Here is a 16,744-nt window from a genome sequence, read left to right as displayed (position 1 = left end):
TCCCATCGGAGGACCGGAAGGCCGAGCGTCCCCGTATGCCCTTTCGCCCTCACGCGTCCGGACCGTCCAGGACATCCCGCGCGAAGTCGCACGAAGGCCGGGCGCCCCTCCAGGCGCCCGGCCCCTCAGACGATGCAATCGTGGGCAAGGCGGATGGGAAATGGCAAGGTGCGCGCCATTCCCTGCCGCACCGCCACGTCACCCCTACGAAAGAATGGCCTTGGAGGCCTCATCGAGCCTGTCGCGTATGGCCTCGGACTCCTCCCGTGTGGCGCCCTTGGAGAAGAGATAGGCCTTGACCTTGGGCTCCGTGCCAGAGGGACGGAAGATGACCTTGTTGTCGCCCTCGAGGCGGAACTCGATGACGTTGGCGGGCGGCAGGCTCTGGGCAGGTTCCTTCTGCAGGCCGGAGACACGCGGCATCTGGGGTCCGGTGGCGAAGTCCGTGATGCCTAGGACCTTGTAGCCCGCGATCTCGGTGGGTGCCTCGGTGCGCAGGCCCTGCATGATGGCAGCCATCCTGTCGGCGCCGGCGGCACCCGGGAAGGCGGCGTTGACGGTGCCGTTGAGGTAGTAGCCGTACCTCCGGTACAGGTCCTCCATGGCCTCGTAGAGGTCCTTGCCCAACGCTGCATAGTGGGCCGCCATCTCGACGCACATCTCCACGGCGACGATGGCGTCCTTGTCACGCGCGTGCGTGCCGACGAGGTAGCCGTAGGACTCCTCGAAGCCCATGAGGTAGCGCTCCTCCTCGCCCTCGTCCTTGAGCTGGTCTATCTGGTCCCCGATGTACTTGAAGCCGGTCAGGACGCGCCTGAGCTCGAAGCCCCTGTCCTTGGCCAGGGCATCGGGCATGGCGGACGATACGATGGTGGTGACCGCGACCTTCTCGCGCACGTCCTCGCCCCTCTCGGCAGCCATCTGGGCCAGCCAGTCCATCATGAGGACGCCCATCTCGTTGCCCGAGAGGAGCTTGTACTCCCCGCCGTGGGGAATGGCCGTGCCCATGCGGTCCGCGTCCGGGTCGGTCGCGACCACGAGGTTGGGCCTCTTCTCGTCCGCGAGCCTGAGGGCGAGGTCGAGGGCCTCGCGGAACTCCGGGTTGGGGTACTTGCAGGTGGGGAAGTTGCCATCCGGCTGGGACTGCTCGGCCACGACGTCCACGTTCTCGACGCCGATCTCCTTGAGGATGCGGGTGACGCACTCCATGCCCGTACCGTTGAGCGGCGTATACACCACGGAGTAGGACGGGTCGGCCTTGAAGCCGGGGACGGAGACCTTCTTGACGCTGTCGATGAAGGCGTCAAGGACCTCCTCGGGAGTCCACTCGATGAGGCCCCTCTCCAGGCCCTCCTCGAAGTCCATCATCTTGGGACCACCGAAGACGGGGGTCCTGGCGATGGCGGCGGAGATCTCGTCGGCCGCCTCGTTGGCGATCTGTCCGCCGTTGTCGTTGTAGACCTTGTAGCCGTTGTACTGTGCCGGGTTATGCGAGGCCGTGAGCACGATGCCCGCAGAGGCGTGCAGGTAGCGCACGGCGAAGGACAGCGTGGGAACGGGCTCGATGCGCGGATAGACAAAGACGTGCACGCCGTTCGCGGCAAGGACGCCTGCGGCGACGCGCTGGAAGTCCTCGCCCTTGAGGCGGGAGTCGCGGGCGAGGGCGAGCGTGGGGTGGTCGTAGTGGGCGTTGAGGTAGTCCGCCACGCCCTGGGTGGCCTGGGCCACGTTGTAGACGTTCATGCGGTTGGAGCCGACGCCCAGCACGCCACGCAGCCCGGCCGTGCCGAACGCGAGGTTGCGGTAGAAGGCGTCGTTGAGCTTCTCCTCGTCACCGGAGAGCAGCTCGTCGAGCTCGGACTTGAGGTCGGGTTCCTCGACGTTGTCCTTCCAGAGCTGGACCTTGGCCTGGGTTTCCTGATCCATGGTGCTTCTCCCCTCAGTCTCGCCGGACGCCCACGTGGCGCGCAGCCACGTCAGGCCTGCCTTCTCTACGTCTGATGATAATCCCTCAACACGATGCACGGGGGGGCAAATGCAGACGGTTTCCCGCAGGGAGCAGCTTTGCGTGGGGGGCGGTCCCCCGCGCAGGCACGTGGGGATGGTCCCTTTGCGCAGGCGGCACCCGATGACAGGCGACGCCGACAGCAGGAGATGTCACCGACGACGATGGAGGGCCGATAGTATGATTGACGCACTGACCACGGGCGAGAGGTGTCCCGATGACTGAAGGCGTACCAATGGCTGACGAAACGAGGCCAGGTCCCGGCATACCGAGGGCCGAGGATGGCATGGCGGGAACGGAATGCGGCACGCCCGGAACGGAGCGCAGCACGGCGCATGCGGGACCTGCCACGCGGCTCTTTGCAACCTGTCCCATGGGCTTCGAGTCACTGCTGGCAGACGAGCTGAGCTCGCTGGGCCTGCCACGGGTCCGGGCGCTTCGCGGCCAGGTGAGCTTCGGCGAGGGACTTGGGGACGCGTACAAGGCCTGCCTCTGGAGTCGCCTGGCCTCACGTGTCATCCTGGTGCTGGGCCACGTGGATGCCACGTCGTCAGACGCACTGTACGAGGGGCTCTCGCGCATTGCATGGGAGGACCACCTCCCTCCGTCCGCAACCATGGCGATCGATGCCCACGGCACCAACGCGGCGCTGCGCAACTCGCAGTTCGTGGCACTGCGCTCCAAGGACGCCGTCGTCGACCGGCTTATGTCGCGGCGAGGCGGCCGTCCTGTGGTGGACACGAGCCGGCCCGACGTCACCATCGCCGTCCGCGTGCAGCGCGAGCGCGCCGTGGTCGGCATCGACCTGACAGGCGAGCCCCTGTTCCGCCGAGGCTACGAGTCCGCCCGTAAGGGCAGGGCACCCATCGCGCCCCTGCGGTCGGACTACGCCGCCGCCCTGCTGGCCTACGGTGGATGGTTCCGCAACTGCCGCCACGAGGGGGCCGCTGTCGCCGTCGTTCACTCCGGTGCGGGAACCGTCCTGGTGGAGGCGGCCTCGCAGGCGCTGGGCCGCGCCCCGGGGCTCCTGAGGGCACATTGGGGCTTCGACGGCTGGATGGGGCACGACGCAGGCGCATGGCAGGACCTGCTCGACGACGCCTGCGGGCGTGCGGACGCAATCCCAGGCCGCGGCGTGAGGCTGCTGGCATGCGACGGGCGTCGCGGGGCGCAGGAGGCCGCAGTGCGGGCGCTGCGCGCGGCAGGCATGGACGTCGCGCCCGCCTTTGGGTCCGCGGCCGAGGTGGGAGCGCTCCTCTCGGCCGAGAAGAACGCCCTTGCGGTCTGCGACCTATCCTGGGTGCCCGAAGACGAGGTGGCACTCGAGGCAATGGCGTTGGCCGACGTGGCTGCGGCCCTTGTGCCTGCGACCGCAGGACTACCTGCCCAGACGGGCGTCGTCGCAGTGGCACGCGACGCCACCGTGGACTCCGCCCTTGGCTGCAAGCCTGATACCACGTTGGGGATCCTGGTGGGACAGTCCGACGCAACCATACGCAGTTACACGGCCGGCAACATGGCGGCCACAAGGCCGCAGGTGAGCGTGGCGGACCGCAACGGCCGCCAGGTGGGCGTGCCCGTGTTCGTGGAAGCCAGCGACCAGTTTGCGGCGCGCCTGAGCAAGGTGTACAGGCAGCGGCGCAAGTGGGCGCAGCGCGAGGACGTGAGCTGCTACCGCATCTACGACGCTGACCTGCCCGACTATGCCGTGACCATCGACCTGTTCCAGGGATCGGAGCTCATGGCGCCCCAAGGCGCCCGCCGTCGCTGGCTGCAGGTGTACGAGTACGCGGCCCCCAAGGACGTGGACGCCACCCTGGCTCGCAGGCGCCTGCTGGACGTGCTGGCCATCGCCCCGAGGGTGCTGGGCGTGGAGCCGCAGGACGTCTTCGTGCGCGTGCGGTCCCACGGCAGGGGCGGCTCGCAGTACGCGTCGCAGGCCGCAGGCGATAAGCGCGACGGGCGCGGGATGCATGGCGCTCGCGCCCAGCACGACGGGCACGACGGGCGCGGCATCCATGCGGGACGTCGCGGCCATGCGGGACGACCGACGCTGTCCCCCGGTGCCCATCTGGTGGACGAGGGAGGCCTCACCTTCGAGGTCAACTTCTCCACGAGGTTGGACTGTGGCCTCTTCCTGGACCACCGCGAGACGCGCGGCCTGGTTCGCGAGATGATGAAGCAGACCCAGGGGTCCAAGCGCTTCCTCAACCTGTTCGCCTACACGGGGACCGCCACCTGCTACGCGGCGGACGGCGGGGCCAAGCACACCACCACGGTCGACATGAGCCGCCCGTCGCTGGACTGGGCGAGGCGCAACATGGACCGCAACGGCTTCTCCAACGGGAGGCCTGGCAACCCGCGCGAGAGACGCAACGGCCGCAACGGCCCTGGCCGCGGTAGCGCGTACGGCCGCAATGGTGCGCACGGCAGCGACGACGCACACGAATACGTGCAGGCCGACGTGATCCACTGGGTATCGGCGCAGAGGCGCACCAAGAACCGCTGGGACCTGATCTTCTGTGACGTGCCGACGTTCTCCAACTCCAAGCGCATGGGGAGGGGCAGTTGGGACGTCCAGCGCGACCATGCCGAGCTTATCATCGGGCTGTCGCGACTGCTCACCAGAAACGGCCGCGCGATCTTCTCGTGCAACCTCCGCAACTTCAGGCCCGACGTCGACAAACTGGAGCGCGCGGGCGTGGCGTTGGAGGACATCACGGAGCAGACGATTCCCGAGGACTTCAGGCGCAACGCCAAGGTCCACCATGCCTACATCGTGCGACGTACGGGCAACGCAGCGGCAGAGCTATCTTAGGCCGTCGCATCCCTGACAACGACAGGCAGGTAGCCTTGTGGTATGGCGATGTACCTGAGTCATACCTCGGCGCTCTCCCGGTGGCTGTTCGATGACGGACGGTGCTTCTGCGATGTCACGGAGGCGTGCGTGCGGAACCTGGATGCCGCAGCCTGCCCGTCCAGGGAGTTCGAGGCGCATGACCTGGTGGGGACGGGAGTGCGTGGTGACGTGGTGCATGTGTTGGTCTCCCAGCCGGATCGCAGGTACCAGACAAAGCAGGTCAGGAGACACGTCTGGAGCGGAGCAATTCCAAGGGGAGCGTTTCTGCGCCTGCACAACGACTGTCTGATCTCCTCTCCGGAGTTCACACTGCTGCAGATGGCACCGCACCTTGACGCGGTCCAGCTCGCCTGGGTGGCATCGATCATGTGCTCGCGCTTCGTGCCCGTCCTCGACGATCTCGACGAAGGCATGGGCATGTCCCCCACGATCGGATTTCGTGGTGCGGAGCCCGTGACAAGCGTTGCGAGGCTCGAGAGCTTCGCCAGGCAGATGCAAGGTGCATATGGGTGCAACCCATTCCAAACGTCCCTGCGCTATGCATGCGAAGGTGCAACCTCCCCTATGGAGGTGGCAATCGCCATGATGTCAGCCATCCCAAGAAGGCTCGGAGGCTACGGCATAGGCAATGCAAAGCTCAACGCAGAGATCACGCTCAGGGACTCGGCAGCTCGACTCTGCGGAAAGCAGGTGCTCTACGTGGACTTCCTGTTTCCGGACAAGGTTGTCTGCGAATATGACAGCAAGCAGTTTCACGCGGGAGCCGACAGCCTGCGGCGAGACCGGGAGCGCTATAATGCGCTGGTCGCCATGGGGTATCGACCCCTTGGCATAACCAAGGAGTGCATCGGAAGCATAACCAAGATCGATGCCGTATTCGACATGATCATCCGCCTGTCCCACCGCCGCAGGCGTCCCATCAGCCAAAGCTCCGCGTGGGAGCGCCAATCCCTTCTGAGCAGGCTGCTCGACCTCGACTCGAGGGAGATGGCGGGCATCTTTGACGTGCTGCCGATCTATGTGAGCTGACTGCACTGCCCGAGTACACGATCTGGAGGTTCGCCCGGGAAGGTCCGCACGGCGGCGCATCAGGTCAACCGGCCAAGTTGGGCGAGCCGGGCCGGCTTAGGCCAGATGGATGGACCAAGCCGGGCGTCGCGCGAACTGAGTGCCGCGCAAAATAGGTACAGCACAAGCCGAATGTAACAAAATCGACAGTTATGTGTGGATATAGACCCTATTCTTCCGAACTGAGACAAACCCGCCCATCACCCTACAACGTGAGTGAAGGGATATCCGCAGGTAGATTGAATGACTGTCCTGACTGAGTGCTCAATCCCTTCCAGTTTCATCATTTTTCTAACCATAAAACTACACATAAGTCCTATTTTTGTGTCATCTGGTTTTGACGACTCACCAACTGACCCACGATGACCGGTTGACGATGACCGGTGCCGAGAATTCGAGAAGTGGGACCGAAGCCAGTGAGGTCCCCCGCTCCCAGCGATCCTCTGAGCAGGACGACCGACCCTCGAGGGCCAAGGGGGCTTCCACAGGCAGAGGGGCCCTCGCGGCGCAACACGAGAACCCCTCTGTCCAGCGTTCGCAGTCTTCGGAGCCCCTATCGCAGGGCCAGCATCACGAAACGAGCGTCAGAACCTACGCCAATGGCAGTCGCGCGTACCCGCAAGTCACGCACGCTGCGCAAGTCATGCGCCCCGCATCCCCGACCGCACCCGCAGGCCGCGCGCGACTGCAGGGCACCGCACCCGCAGGCCGTGCGTCCTGCACCCGTACGCCTATGCCTTGCGGTAGAAGGCCTCCATGTCATGGGAGAGCTGAAGCAAGGTGGGCTCGTCGACGTAGGCCATGTGGCCACAGCCATAGCGATGCCACTCGACACGCTCCTTGAGCTCGTCCGAGAGGAACTGGCAAGACATGTCGTGCACGACGTTCCAGTATGTGGTCGCCGCGTCATAGCGCCCACCCAGGATGGCAAGCTTCATATGTGGGTTGCGACGCAGGGCGACGGCGATGTCGTAAGCAACGTTGGGAGAGCTGCTCTCGCCGTCCTTGCCAGGTTCGCGGTGCGACCACTTCCAGTTGACACCCACGCGCTCATAGTTGCTGGAAAGATAGCGCGCGGGACCGCGATACCCCAGCTCGTCTCGGCAAAACGCGCGGAAGGCGCTGGTCCAGCTGGATTCCATCGCATCGTCTGCGGCATCCTCCATGGCAAAGAACTCGCTGCTGGACTGCACCGCCACAGGGGCGTCAGACGAGAAGCGCGTGTCCAGGCGACCCGTGACGCGACCTTCGTCCGCCAGCAGATTCCGACGGAAGTCGTCCAACGTGATGCGCAGGCGGCGGCGCCGGATATGATGCTCGGGAAGACCGATGAACTCGCTCATCTGCCGTGCGACCACGGCCTCGCGCTCCTCGCCCAGACGATCTCCGCGCAAGAGCGCCGGCGCCAGGACATCCTCGCTCCAGCCCATCGCACGGTCGAACCACTCGTCTGCGTCCACACCCTTGCCGGACTTGCCAAAGAACTGCGCCGTTGCGGCCATCGTCGGCATCATGCCCAGGTGGTAGAGGTCAGAGCCCTCCTCGACCTGTGCCAAGTCAAAGATGGCCGAGAGCATCGTGACGCCGGCAAGCTTGACGTCGCGCTCGCCCAGAAGGCGCATGAGCACGGCGTTGCGGACCGTGCCGTACGACTCTCCAAAGAGGTAGACGGGGCTCATCCAACGGCCGTTCTCCTCGAGCCAGGTGGTGATGGCGCGACAGAACGCGTCGGCATCCCCGTCCACGCCAAAGATCTTGGAGGTGTCGGCACCGTCGGCGACGCTGGACCAGCCGGTCCCCAGGGCGTCCAGGAAGACGAGGTCGGTCTCGCGCAGCAACGTCGCCGGATTGTCCTCGACCTGGATGGGGTGGGCCAGGTGCCTCACGCCGTCGGTCTTCACGCGACGAGGCCCGATGCCGCCAAAGTTCACGGGCACTGACGCACAGCCCGGACCGCCGTTGTAGGCGAAGGTCACCGGGCGCGTCTGGTCGGCGTCACCCTTGGCGTCGACCTGCACGTAGGTGAGCGAGAACATCTTGCCCACCAGCCTGCCGGTGTCCTCGCGCACGTCCAGGTGTGCGGCAGTCACGACAAAATCCAGGTGCTCGCCTGCTGTCTCACCCGATCCATCCCAGGCCAGACGTGCCGAAGCCGGCTTGGGGGTCTCGAGGCGCGCCTCAGCGGGCACGCTCATGAACGCACCGCCCGACGCGGCCGGGACAGACGCCATCGAGACGGGTGTCAGCATGGCGGACGACACAGACGTCGGCGTGGACGCGCTCACGGACGAGACGGACGTGCCCTTCTCTTCCTCTGCCATTGCCTTCCCTTCCACGAGGTCGGGCTCGAACGGCCAGCGGACCGTGCCCGACGCGCTGTCAACGGACCTGATTCTACCCCGTGCGACACATGGCACGTGTGTACGGCATGTGGCGCACGATGCGGCGCAGGGGCTACAATCATCCTACCGCCATGTGTTTTGGCGGATGGCACATGACACGCATGGACTTGTGCTAGATTAACGCGCTTGGTTTCATATTCGGCACACCTGGCCCCAGGTTGCCCTTGGACAGCTTTACGAGTGAGTGGTAGGTATCACATGATGCAGTCGTCCCCGTCGACAGGCAAGTCCCTCCGTCCGATGCGCAGGTCCCGCAAGGCGGGCATCCCCCTCTCCGCCGGCATGATCCTGGTCACCTTGGGCATCGTCTACGGGGACATCGGCACCAGCCCCATGTACACGCTCAAGGCCATCATGGCCGGCAACGGCGGCCTCATGACCATGGGGCAGGACGCGGTCCTGGGGGCACTCTCGCTCATCATCTGGACTCTGACGCTCATCACCACCGTGAAGTACGTCCTTGTCGCCATGAGGGCCGACAACCACAACGAGGGCGGCATCTTCGCGCTGTACTCGCTGGTCAGGCGTTGTGGCAAGTGGCTCATCATCCCCGCCATGATCGGCGGGGCAGCGCTTCTGGCCGACGGCATCCTGACGCCGGCCGTCACGGTCACCACCGCCATAGAGGGCCTGCGCACCATCGACTTCGTCTACACGCTCATCGGGGACAACCAGGCCATCGTGGTCGCGATCACGGTCCTGATCATCAGCGTGCTGTTCTTCGCCCAGAAGGCGGGCACCTCGTCGATTGGCAGGTTCTTCGGCCCCGTCATGACGTTGTGGTTCCTGTTCCTGGGCATCGCCGGCCTCGTCAACATGGGGGCCGACCTCTCGGTCCTGCGCGCGCTCAACCCCGTGCGTGGCATCACCTTCCTCTTCGACGGTCAGATCAATGCGGCGGGGCTCATGGTCCTGGGCAACGTATTCCTCTGCACCACGGGCGCCGAGGCGCTCTACTCGGACATGGGACACGTGGGCAAGCCCAACATCTACGTGAGCTGGCCGTTCGTGAAGGCTTGCCTGATCTTCAACTACCTGGGCCAGGGTGCCTGGATCCTCTTGCACAACTCTGATGGCGCGCTCGCCGCCGTCGAGGACCTCAATCCGTTCTTCCAGATCGTTCCCGCCGAGATGCGCGCCTTCGCCGTCGTGCTCTCCACCCTGGCTGCCATCATCGCGTCGCAGGCGCTCATCACGGGCTCGTACTCCATCGTGTCCGAGGCCATCCGCCTGAACCTGATGCCCCACATGCGCATCAGCTACCCCAGCGAGACCAAGGGGCAGATCTACATTCCCATGGTCAACAACATCATGTGGGTCGGCTGCGTCCTGGTGGTGCTGCTGTTCCAGACCTCCAGCCACATGGAGGCGGCCTACGGCCTGGCCATCACCGTCACCATGCTGATGACCACGGTCCTGCTCTACACCTACCTGGCCAAGGTCTGCCACAAGCAGGGCGCGGCCATTCCGTTCGCTCTGTTCTTCGGTGCCATCGAGCTCATGTTCTTCTTCTCCAGCCTGACCAAGTTCTTCCACGGCGGCTACTTCACCGTTCTCATGGCTACCGCCATCTTCGCCGTGATGTACGTGTGGCGCCGCGGCACCGCTATAGAGCGCACGCAGTCGGTCTACCTGCCTGTCGCGCGCTACATCGACCAGCTCCTCGAGCTCAAGAACGACGACGAGTTCCCCTACATAGCGGACAACCTGGTCTTCCTGACCAACGACTCGTCGCCCGACAAGCTGGACCGCGACATCCTCTACTCGATCCTGGACAAGCGGCCCAAGCGCGCCCGTGCGTACTACTTCCTGAACGTCCAGGTCACCGACGAGCCCTACACCCACGAGTTCCTGGTGAACGACTTTGGCACCGACTTCCTCTTCAAGGTGCAGCTGCGCCTGGGCTTCCGCGTGAACCAGCGCGTCAACACCTATCTCTACCAGGTGGTCGAGAACCTGGTGGAACGCAGGCAGATAGCCCCCCAGCACCACAAGTACTCGATCTACCGCGACAACGGCATCGTGGGAGACTTTCGCTTCTGCCTGATCCGCAAGGTCCTCTCCCCCGACTCGGAGATCGGCGGGTTCAACCGCAACGTGATGGAGGCCAAGTACGTCATCCGTCGCATCTGCGGTTCGCCGGCACGCTGGTACGGCCTTGAGAACTCGGCCATCGTCTTCGAGTACGTGCCCCTGTTCTCCCGCCGCAAGCGCCAGCACAGGCTCTCACGCATCGAGGCGAGCCCCGAGATCGGCTGGACCAAGTCGGCGGGGGGTGCCGTATGCGGCAAGGCCACGGCGACCGGTGCGACCAGCAGGCACGAGAGCGCACTCGAGGACCCGGATGAGGACATCTTCTCGGCGACGATGAAGAGCGAGCTGGCAGAGTCGGTCGAGACGATCGAGCACTCCGTCATCGGCGGTGACACCGCGAGCTTCCGTCCCCTCGTGCTCGAGGACGAGGAGGACGTCGAGGACAGCGCCGCCGAGGAGGACTCCTCCCAGGCCCTCCAGGCTGGCAGTGACCTGTCGCAGGACGGCGAGGAATAGCGACGCCGGGGCGCCCCGCGACGCAATCCGCCCGTATCCGCCCGCACGACACGTCGACAGCAACGTGGCATGCAGGCGGTTGCCATCATGCGGCCGCTGCCACGCGACAGACAACATCCGTCACGATTCCCTATGTCCACCGTCCGAGCAGGTCAAGGATGTAGCGACCCACGCCCCCCTCATCATTCGAGGACGTCACGTGACGGGCGGCTCCGCGTGTCTCGGCCGTCGCGTTGGCGACCGCCACGCCGTCACCTGCCCGCGTGAGCATCGGGATGTCGTTGGGGCTGTCGCCAAAGGCCACCGCCGCCGACTCCCCTACGCCCAGCAGTCCGCAGACGAACGCAAGTCCCGACCCCTTGCTGACGCCCGCTGCCATGACCTCCCAGTTCTTGGGGTGGCTCGTGGTGAGTCCCAGGGCGCCGTCCATCTCGACCGCCTCGCGGATGGCCCTGCGGTCGCTCTCGTCCTTCCAGTAGAGCGTCAGCTTCTGGATGTGGGGATGCCCGGCGATCAGCTGCTCCGTCGTGAGGTCCTGGGGATGGCGCGACGCGCGCACGGTACCGAGGCTCGGCGCATCGTCGATGTAGGCGCCCAGCCTCTCGTAGCGCGCCCGCTCGGACAGCACGCCCTCGGGCGTGAAGAGGTCGAAGCTGCAGTCCACGCCCCCGAGACGTCCCAGGAGCGCACGGACGCAGGCGGGGTCGAGCGAGGCCTCGCGCACGGTCTCGCCCCGACGCACGTCACGGACGACCGCCCCGTTAGCCCCCACCACGTAGCGCACGGCAGGATGCACCAGAAGCTCGCGCGGCACCGCCGCCCACGCCCGGCCCGTGCAGGGAACGAACGGCAGGCCACGACAGCCCAGGGCATCGAGCGCCTCCATGTTGAGCGCCACCAGGGACTTGTCGGTCGCCAGGAAGGTGTCGTCCATGTCCGAGAAGAACGCTGCCCTCGGCATCACGGGCAGCGATCCCACGGTCGCGGGCACGGGACCTGCGGCCTCCATCACGCGCGCTCCGCAAGGGGGACGTAGGACTGGTCCGTCATGTAGGAGTTGTAGGCCGGACGGATAATGCGTGCGGGGCCATAGAGCTCCTCCATGCGGTGCGCCGCCCAGCCCGACATGCGCGCGAGCGCGAAGATGGGCGTGTAGAGGTCGCGCGGGATGCCGAGCATCGCATACACGAAGCCGGTGTAGAGGTCGATGTTGGTGCTGATTGGCTTGGTGATGCCACGCACGTCGCGCATGAGCTGCGGGCCCAGGCGCTCCACGCGGCCTATGAGCTCGAGCTTGTCCAACTGTCCCTTGCGTTCGGCCAGGGCGCGGGCGTAGTGCCTGACCACCTCGGCGCGCGGGTCCGTCACGGTGTAGACCGCATGGCCCAGACCATAGATGAGCCCCGTGCGGTCGAAGGCCTGCCTGTTCAGGATCTGGGTGAGGTAGTCGGCGACCTCCGTGTCGCTGGACCAGTCGCGCACGTGTTCCGCCACGTCGTCGATCATCTCTCCTGCCTTGTAGTTGGCCCCACCGTGCCTGGGTCCCTTGAGTGAGCCTATGGCAGCCGCGTAGGCGCTGTAGGCATCCGTGCCCGAGGAGGACAGCACGCGGCAGGTGAAGCTCGAGTTGTTGCCACCGCCATGCTCGGCGTGGAGCATGAGCATGACGTCGAGCATCATGGCCTCCTCGCGGCTGAAGCCCTCGTCGCCGCGCAGGACGTCCAGGACCGTCTCGGCCATGGTGTAGCCCTCACGCGCGGGTGGGACACGCAGGCGCACGCCGTCCGTCGCGGCGACGTAGGCCTGGTGGGCGACGCTCGCCACGCGCGGCCAGCGGCCCAGCAGGGACAGGGCCACGTCGATCTCGTGCTCGGGCGAGGCGTCGTCCGGGTCGCGGTCGAAGGCGTAGAGCAGAAGCGTCGCGCGCTGGAGCACGTTCATGATGGAGTGCGCGTACGTGGTGCGGGGGAAGATGTCCAGGTAGCCCTCGGGCAGCTGGCGGCGCGAGCCGATGCGGGCCTCGAAGTCCGCGAGCTGGGCGACGGTGGGAAGCTTTCCCGAGAGAAGCAGGTAGGAGACCTCCTCATAGCCAAAGCGATCCTCGCCGTGCGTACCGGCGACGAGGTCCACGATGGAGTAGCCGCGGTACTTGAGGTCCCCCCGGTCGGGCTCGATCCTGCCGTCGACCTTGTTGTAGCCGTGTACGTCAGAAATCGTGGTGAGGCCCACCAGGACGCCCGAGCCATCGGCGTTGCGCAGGCCGCGTTTGACGTCGTAGCGGTCGTAGAGCTCGTCCGGCACGCGGTCGACCCGCTGCATGCCCTCATACAGCTGGTCAGAGACCTCGGGCCTACCCAGGCCGACGGACGGCATGGGGTAGGCGTCCGCGACATGCGAGAGGGCGGACGTCTCCATGGACGTGAGAAACCTCCGTGTGGGATGGAGGGGATGCGGTGGCTCGGGCATGGGAACCTCCCTGAGTCGTGGCGGCAGGGGCGTCTGACGAGACGCTGGACCTCCGGCCGACCTCGGGCCTCCTGGCGCAGTGCCGGAGGCGTCCCGAGGCTAGAGGCGGTACATGAAGTTGAAGACCTCTTCGCGCTGCAGGGTGATCTGGACCCCCAGCCGACCGGAGAGCTCCGAGAGCTGGTCCTGGAGCTCGGAGAAGCCCACGTTGGTCGACGCGAGGTCGACCAGCATGGTCATCGTGAAGATGCCTTGCAGGATGGTCTGCGAGATGTCGAGGATGTTGGCGTCATGATCGGCAAGGGCGCCGGTCACGGCCGCGACGATGCCCGATCGGTCGCTTCCCAGAACGGTGATGATCGCCCGGGTCTTGGATTCGTCGTTGGTCGTGGCCATGGTTCTCCCATCACGGTTGTGGTGAGGCCCACGCACCTGCCGCGACGCGGGCCTGGGACGCCAGGCGGCACCCCGTGACACATGGTGCCCATTGTAGCCCACGGGACGCCTGGCCCCAGGGCGCCCGCAGTCCCAGGCGAGCGAAAAGGGCATGGGGACTGGAGGGGCGATGTTCCGGAGTCGAGGGCCGGGAGGCTAGTTCTCCTCCGCCTCGCCCATCTCCCGACGGAACATCACGCTCACGTCATCGGGCGTGACGTCCAGCGCGACCGCGAGCTCGGCCAGCGAGCGCTCGCGTGCCTGCTTCAGGATGCGCTCGTAGACCACGGGAGGCTTCTTGTTGCAGGCCCTCACGTCATCGATGCGCTTGCGGAAGGTCTTGGCGATGCGGACGGAGTCGCGACAGGTCCCGCGGCGCATCTCGTTCTTGTAGTGCTCCTCCTCGAGCGCGGAGCTGTTGCAGGAGAAGTCCTCGAGGGCCATCTCGTCGTACTCGCCGATGAGCTGACGCGCCTCGCTCCTGCTCAGGACGGGACGCAGGCGCCCCTCGGACGCCACCGGAAAGCTGATCCTCATCGGATGCCGCCCCCCGACGGGCATCAGCATGTAGACCTGGACGGGGTCGGAGACGATCTCCTCGACCTTGCAGACGCCTTGGCCCGGATGGACGATGTACTGCCCGACTTCATACATGCAACTCCCCCTTCACACGCGATAGCTGCCATTCTATCACGAAGGGAGAAGAAATATGTCAATCTGTCGATTGTCTCTTGTGCATATGGTCGTTGTTGTGTATTTTAATAGGTTTATTTTTACGTTGGCACGGAGCCGAAGGCGCTAGCGCGCGGCCTCTCCCTGCCTGAGGCCCCGCACCCTGCCGTAGCCCTTGCCCTCGCGGCGGTCATCTCCCCAGAAGCAACAGCTCAGCATGCCAGGACCCACATGGCAGCCGATGGTGGGACCGATGGTGGACGGTTGCACGCGCACGCCTGGCTGCACCTCCTCCAGAAGGGCCGCCAACCGCGCACGGTCCGCCTCGCAGTCCGCATCTCCGATGCAGACCGTCGGGGCGTACTGATTGTCGCGGTGGTACTGGGCGTAATGCTCGGCCAGCTTGCGCATGCCCTTTCGGCGACCGCGCGTGATGCCGATGATGCCCAGGGACCCATCCAGGTTGAAGTTCAGGAGCGGCTTGGCGTCCAGGGCCCCTGCCACCAAAGCGACGGTCTTGGGAATGCGACCGCCCCGATGCAGCGTGTCAAGGTTGTCGACCATGAAGATCGTACGCACGTGATAGCGCGCGTCCTGGGCCCAGTCGTACACCTCCTGTGCCTCGCGGCCCTCGTCCCGCAGGCGGACGGCCTGCTCGAGCAGCAGATAGAAGGCCGTGCTTGCCAACAGCGAGTCCACGACGAGGATCGGGAGCTTGCGTCCCAGCTCCTCCTCCACACGCTCGAGCGCGGTCACGGCGCCGTTGTAGCCACCGCTGATGCCGCTGCTGATGCAGAAGAGCACGGCCGGCCTGCCACCATCGGCAAGCTCGCGAAACGTCTGCTCGAACACCATCTGGGAGGGTTGCGAGGTCATGGGGGCGGCGCCTTGGCGGATGGCCCCGTAGAACTCGTGGGCACTGCGCGCCTGGAACAGGTCGTCCTCGCCATGCAGGCCACCATCGGGCCTGCCGGCCTCGGTGTAGGTGAAGGGCAGGCACCTGACATCCATCCGTTCTGCATCCTCTCGCGAGAAATCGCAGGTAGAATCAGACATGAGAACAAACTTGGCTGACATGGACGCTCCAAGGGATCGAACGATACGGGCCAGGCAACGACCGCCCTCCCCATTGTAAGGCTTAAGCCCCTGGACGGGAGCAAGTCCGACGGGTGCGAGCACGGGCTGACACGGACCCTGGCAGGCGCAGGCCACCCGAGGGACGGCAAACTACGGCGGGAGACGAGGATGGAAGGTAGGGAGGCACCGATGTCCGAGACAGACGGGGGGCTCCGGCGGATCGGCCTTCGCTTCGTGGGGGAGGTCCAGGGAGTTGGCTTTCGCTGGACCTCGCGGCGCGTGGCGGAGGGCACCGGTGTGACCGGATGGGTACGCAACGAGTCCGACGGGTCGGTCCAGATGGAAATCCAGGGCACCGACGAGCAGATCGCGGCCTTCTTCGGTGACTTCTCGGCGGCCTATCGCCGCTACCCCATCAGCTACACGATAGACGCGCGCCAGGAGCTTGCCGTCAACCCCCGGGAGCGCTCCTTCTCCGTCCGCTTCTATTAGGGGGTGCGCCGGCCTACCGCCGGTGTCGCACATCGACGGTGCAGACAACGTCTTGGCACTCAACGGCTAGGCCCTGGCAATGCTCCATGGGCTGGATGTGGGGGCACCCGTCGGCTTCCTCTCTCGTGGTCCTCTGGGCGGCTGGCGAGGACATAGCGGGGGTGTCGGGTACCCTCGGGCACTCCACGGTGAGCACGACGCTCAACATCTACACGACGGCGAGGGAGAGGGGCAAGGAGTCAGCCATGGGAGCCGTTGAGAGGGCGCTCAGAGAGCACGCGTCCGCCCCCGTGGTGCCCCTCAGGCGCGGCGGGACGCGGGGATAGCGGTAATTTCCGAGGGCAGGGAAACCAGCAAGTTGCGGCGAAGGGCACAGACATGAACAGAGGTTCGTTCCTCATCACCGCATCCGATGGCCTGATCGGCATAGGGAACACGTTGGCGCTCGTCGGGCAGGCGTGCGGCCCGGCTATAACGGGCGCTCTCGGGCTGGCACGCCCATGAGCGCCATAGACGTTCACCCCCGCATCCATGCGAGGCATCCCGAGATATCGGACGGCGACGTGGTGGCCGCGACGCGCGGTATGGTCTGCTACCACCAGAGGGACGACGGCGAATGGCTTTCAGTGGGATCTGACGAGAGGAGCAGGCTGCTTGAGCTTGCCTATGTGTATGATTCCGCCAAGGACGGACGTACAGGAGGTGAAGCGCATCGCC

At 65.6% G+C, this 16,744-nt stretch carries 12 protein-coding genes; 5 read left to right on the top strand and 7 right to left on the bottom strand.

Translation table 11 applies throughout. The features are described 5' to 3' along the window. Positions 1 to 204: 204 nt before the first annotated feature. Positions 205 to 1,926 carry a phospho-sugar mutase gene (locus OLSU_RS02860; protein WP_013251446.1) on the bottom strand — a complete coding sequence of 574 codons (1,722 nt, stop codon included), beginning with the start codon at positions 1,924 to 1,926 and terminating at the stop codon, positions 205 to 207. A gap of 314 nt (positions 1,927 to 2,240) precedes the next feature. Here OLSU_RS02860 and rlmKL point away from each other — a divergent pair, with 314 nt between their 5' ends. Then, positions 2,241 to 4,823 carry a bifunctional 23S rRNA (guanine(2069)-N(7))-methyltransferase RlmK/23S rRNA (guanine(2445)-N(2))-methyltransferase RlmL gene (gene rlmKL / locus OLSU_RS02855; RefSeq protein WP_236697198.1) on the top strand — a complete coding sequence of 861 codons (2,583 nt, stop codon included), beginning with the start codon at positions 2,241 to 2,243 and terminating at the stop codon, positions 4,821 to 4,823. 48 nt (positions 4,824 to 4,871) lie between these two features. Further along, entirely contained in the window at positions 4,872 to 5,894 is a 1,023-nt protein-coding gene (locus OLSU_RS02850) for a hypothetical protein (protein WP_162260685.1), read from the top strand. 770 nt (positions 5,895 to 6,664) lie between these two features. Here OLSU_RS02850 and OLSU_RS02845 read toward each other — a convergent pair. Beyond that, the gene (locus OLSU_RS02845; RefSeq protein ID WP_013251443.1) at positions 6,665 to 8,254 is read right to left on the bottom strand and encodes a S10 family peptidase; all 1,590 of its coding nucleotides are present in this window, start codon (positions 8,252 to 8,254) and stop codon (positions 6,665 to 6,667) included. A gap of 282 nt (positions 8,255 to 8,536) precedes the next feature. Between OLSU_RS02845 and OLSU_RS02840 the strand changes: the two genes are divergently transcribed. Continuing rightward, entirely contained in the window at positions 8,537 to 10,885 is a 2,349-nt protein-coding gene (locus OLSU_RS02840) for a KUP/HAK/KT family potassium transporter (RefSeq protein WP_187287204.1), read from the top strand. Positions 10,886 to 11,015: 130 nt separating this feature from the next. On the opposite strand, the gene OLSU_RS02835 is transcribed toward OLSU_RS02840, so the two are convergent. From OLSU_RS02835 to OLSU_RS02815, 5 genes are all read right to left on the bottom strand, one after another. Then, a complete protein-coding gene (locus OLSU_RS02835; RefSeq protein ID WP_013251441.1) occupies positions 11,016 to 11,894 on the bottom strand; it encodes an HAD-IIB family hydrolase in 879 nt (292 codons plus the stop codon). Beyond that, positions 11,894 to 13,351 (bottom strand): citrate/2-methylcitrate synthase, encoded by a 1,458-nt coding sequence (locus tag OLSU_RS02830; RefSeq protein ID WP_013251440.1) that lies wholly within the window; start codon positions 13,349 to 13,351, stop codon positions 11,894 to 11,896. Before OLSU_RS02830 ends, OLSU_RS02835 begins: the two co-directional genes overlap by 1 nt. Positions 13,352 to 13,450: 99 nt before the next feature. After that, positions 13,451 to 13,747, bottom strand: a complete 297-nt coding sequence (locus tag OLSU_RS02825) for an ACT domain-containing protein (protein ID WP_013251439.1) — start codon at positions 13,745 to 13,747, stop codon at positions 13,451 to 13,453. Between the two features lie 195 nt (positions 13,748 to 13,942). Further along, positions 13,943 to 14,440 (bottom strand): CarD family transcriptional regulator, encoded by a 498-nt coding sequence (locus OLSU_RS02820; RefSeq protein ID WP_013251438.1) that lies wholly within the window; start codon positions 14,438 to 14,440, stop codon positions 13,943 to 13,945. A gap of 144 nt (positions 14,441 to 14,584) precedes the next feature. After that, on the bottom strand, positions 14,585 to 15,514 hold the full coding sequence (locus OLSU_RS02815; RefSeq protein ID WP_049765203.1) for a DegV family protein: 930 nt from the start codon (positions 15,512 to 15,514) through the stop codon (positions 14,585 to 14,587). Between the two features lie 210 nt (positions 15,515 to 15,724). Here OLSU_RS02815 and OLSU_RS02810 point away from each other — a divergent pair, with 210 nt between their 5' ends. Together OLSU_RS02810 and OLSU_RS09615 are read left to right on the top strand one after the other, a co-directional pair. Continuing rightward, entirely contained in the window at positions 15,725 to 16,027 is a 303-nt protein-coding gene (locus tag OLSU_RS02810; protein WP_013251436.1) for an acylphosphatase, read from the top strand. A 161-nt stretch (positions 16,028 to 16,188) separates the two neighbouring features. Further along, positions 16,189 to 16,353, top strand: a complete 165-nt coding sequence (locus OLSU_RS09615; RefSeq protein WP_156407856.1) for a hypothetical protein — start codon at positions 16,189 to 16,191, stop codon at positions 16,351 to 16,353. Positions 16,354 to 16,744: the final 391 nt, after the last annotated feature.

This window comes from Olsenella uli DSM 7084, assembly GCF_000143845.1.
GTDB lineage: Bacteria > Actinomycetota > Coriobacteriia > Coriobacteriales > Atopobiaceae > Olsenella > Olsenella uli.
This window is presented reverse-complemented; position numbering and strand designations above follow the sequence as displayed.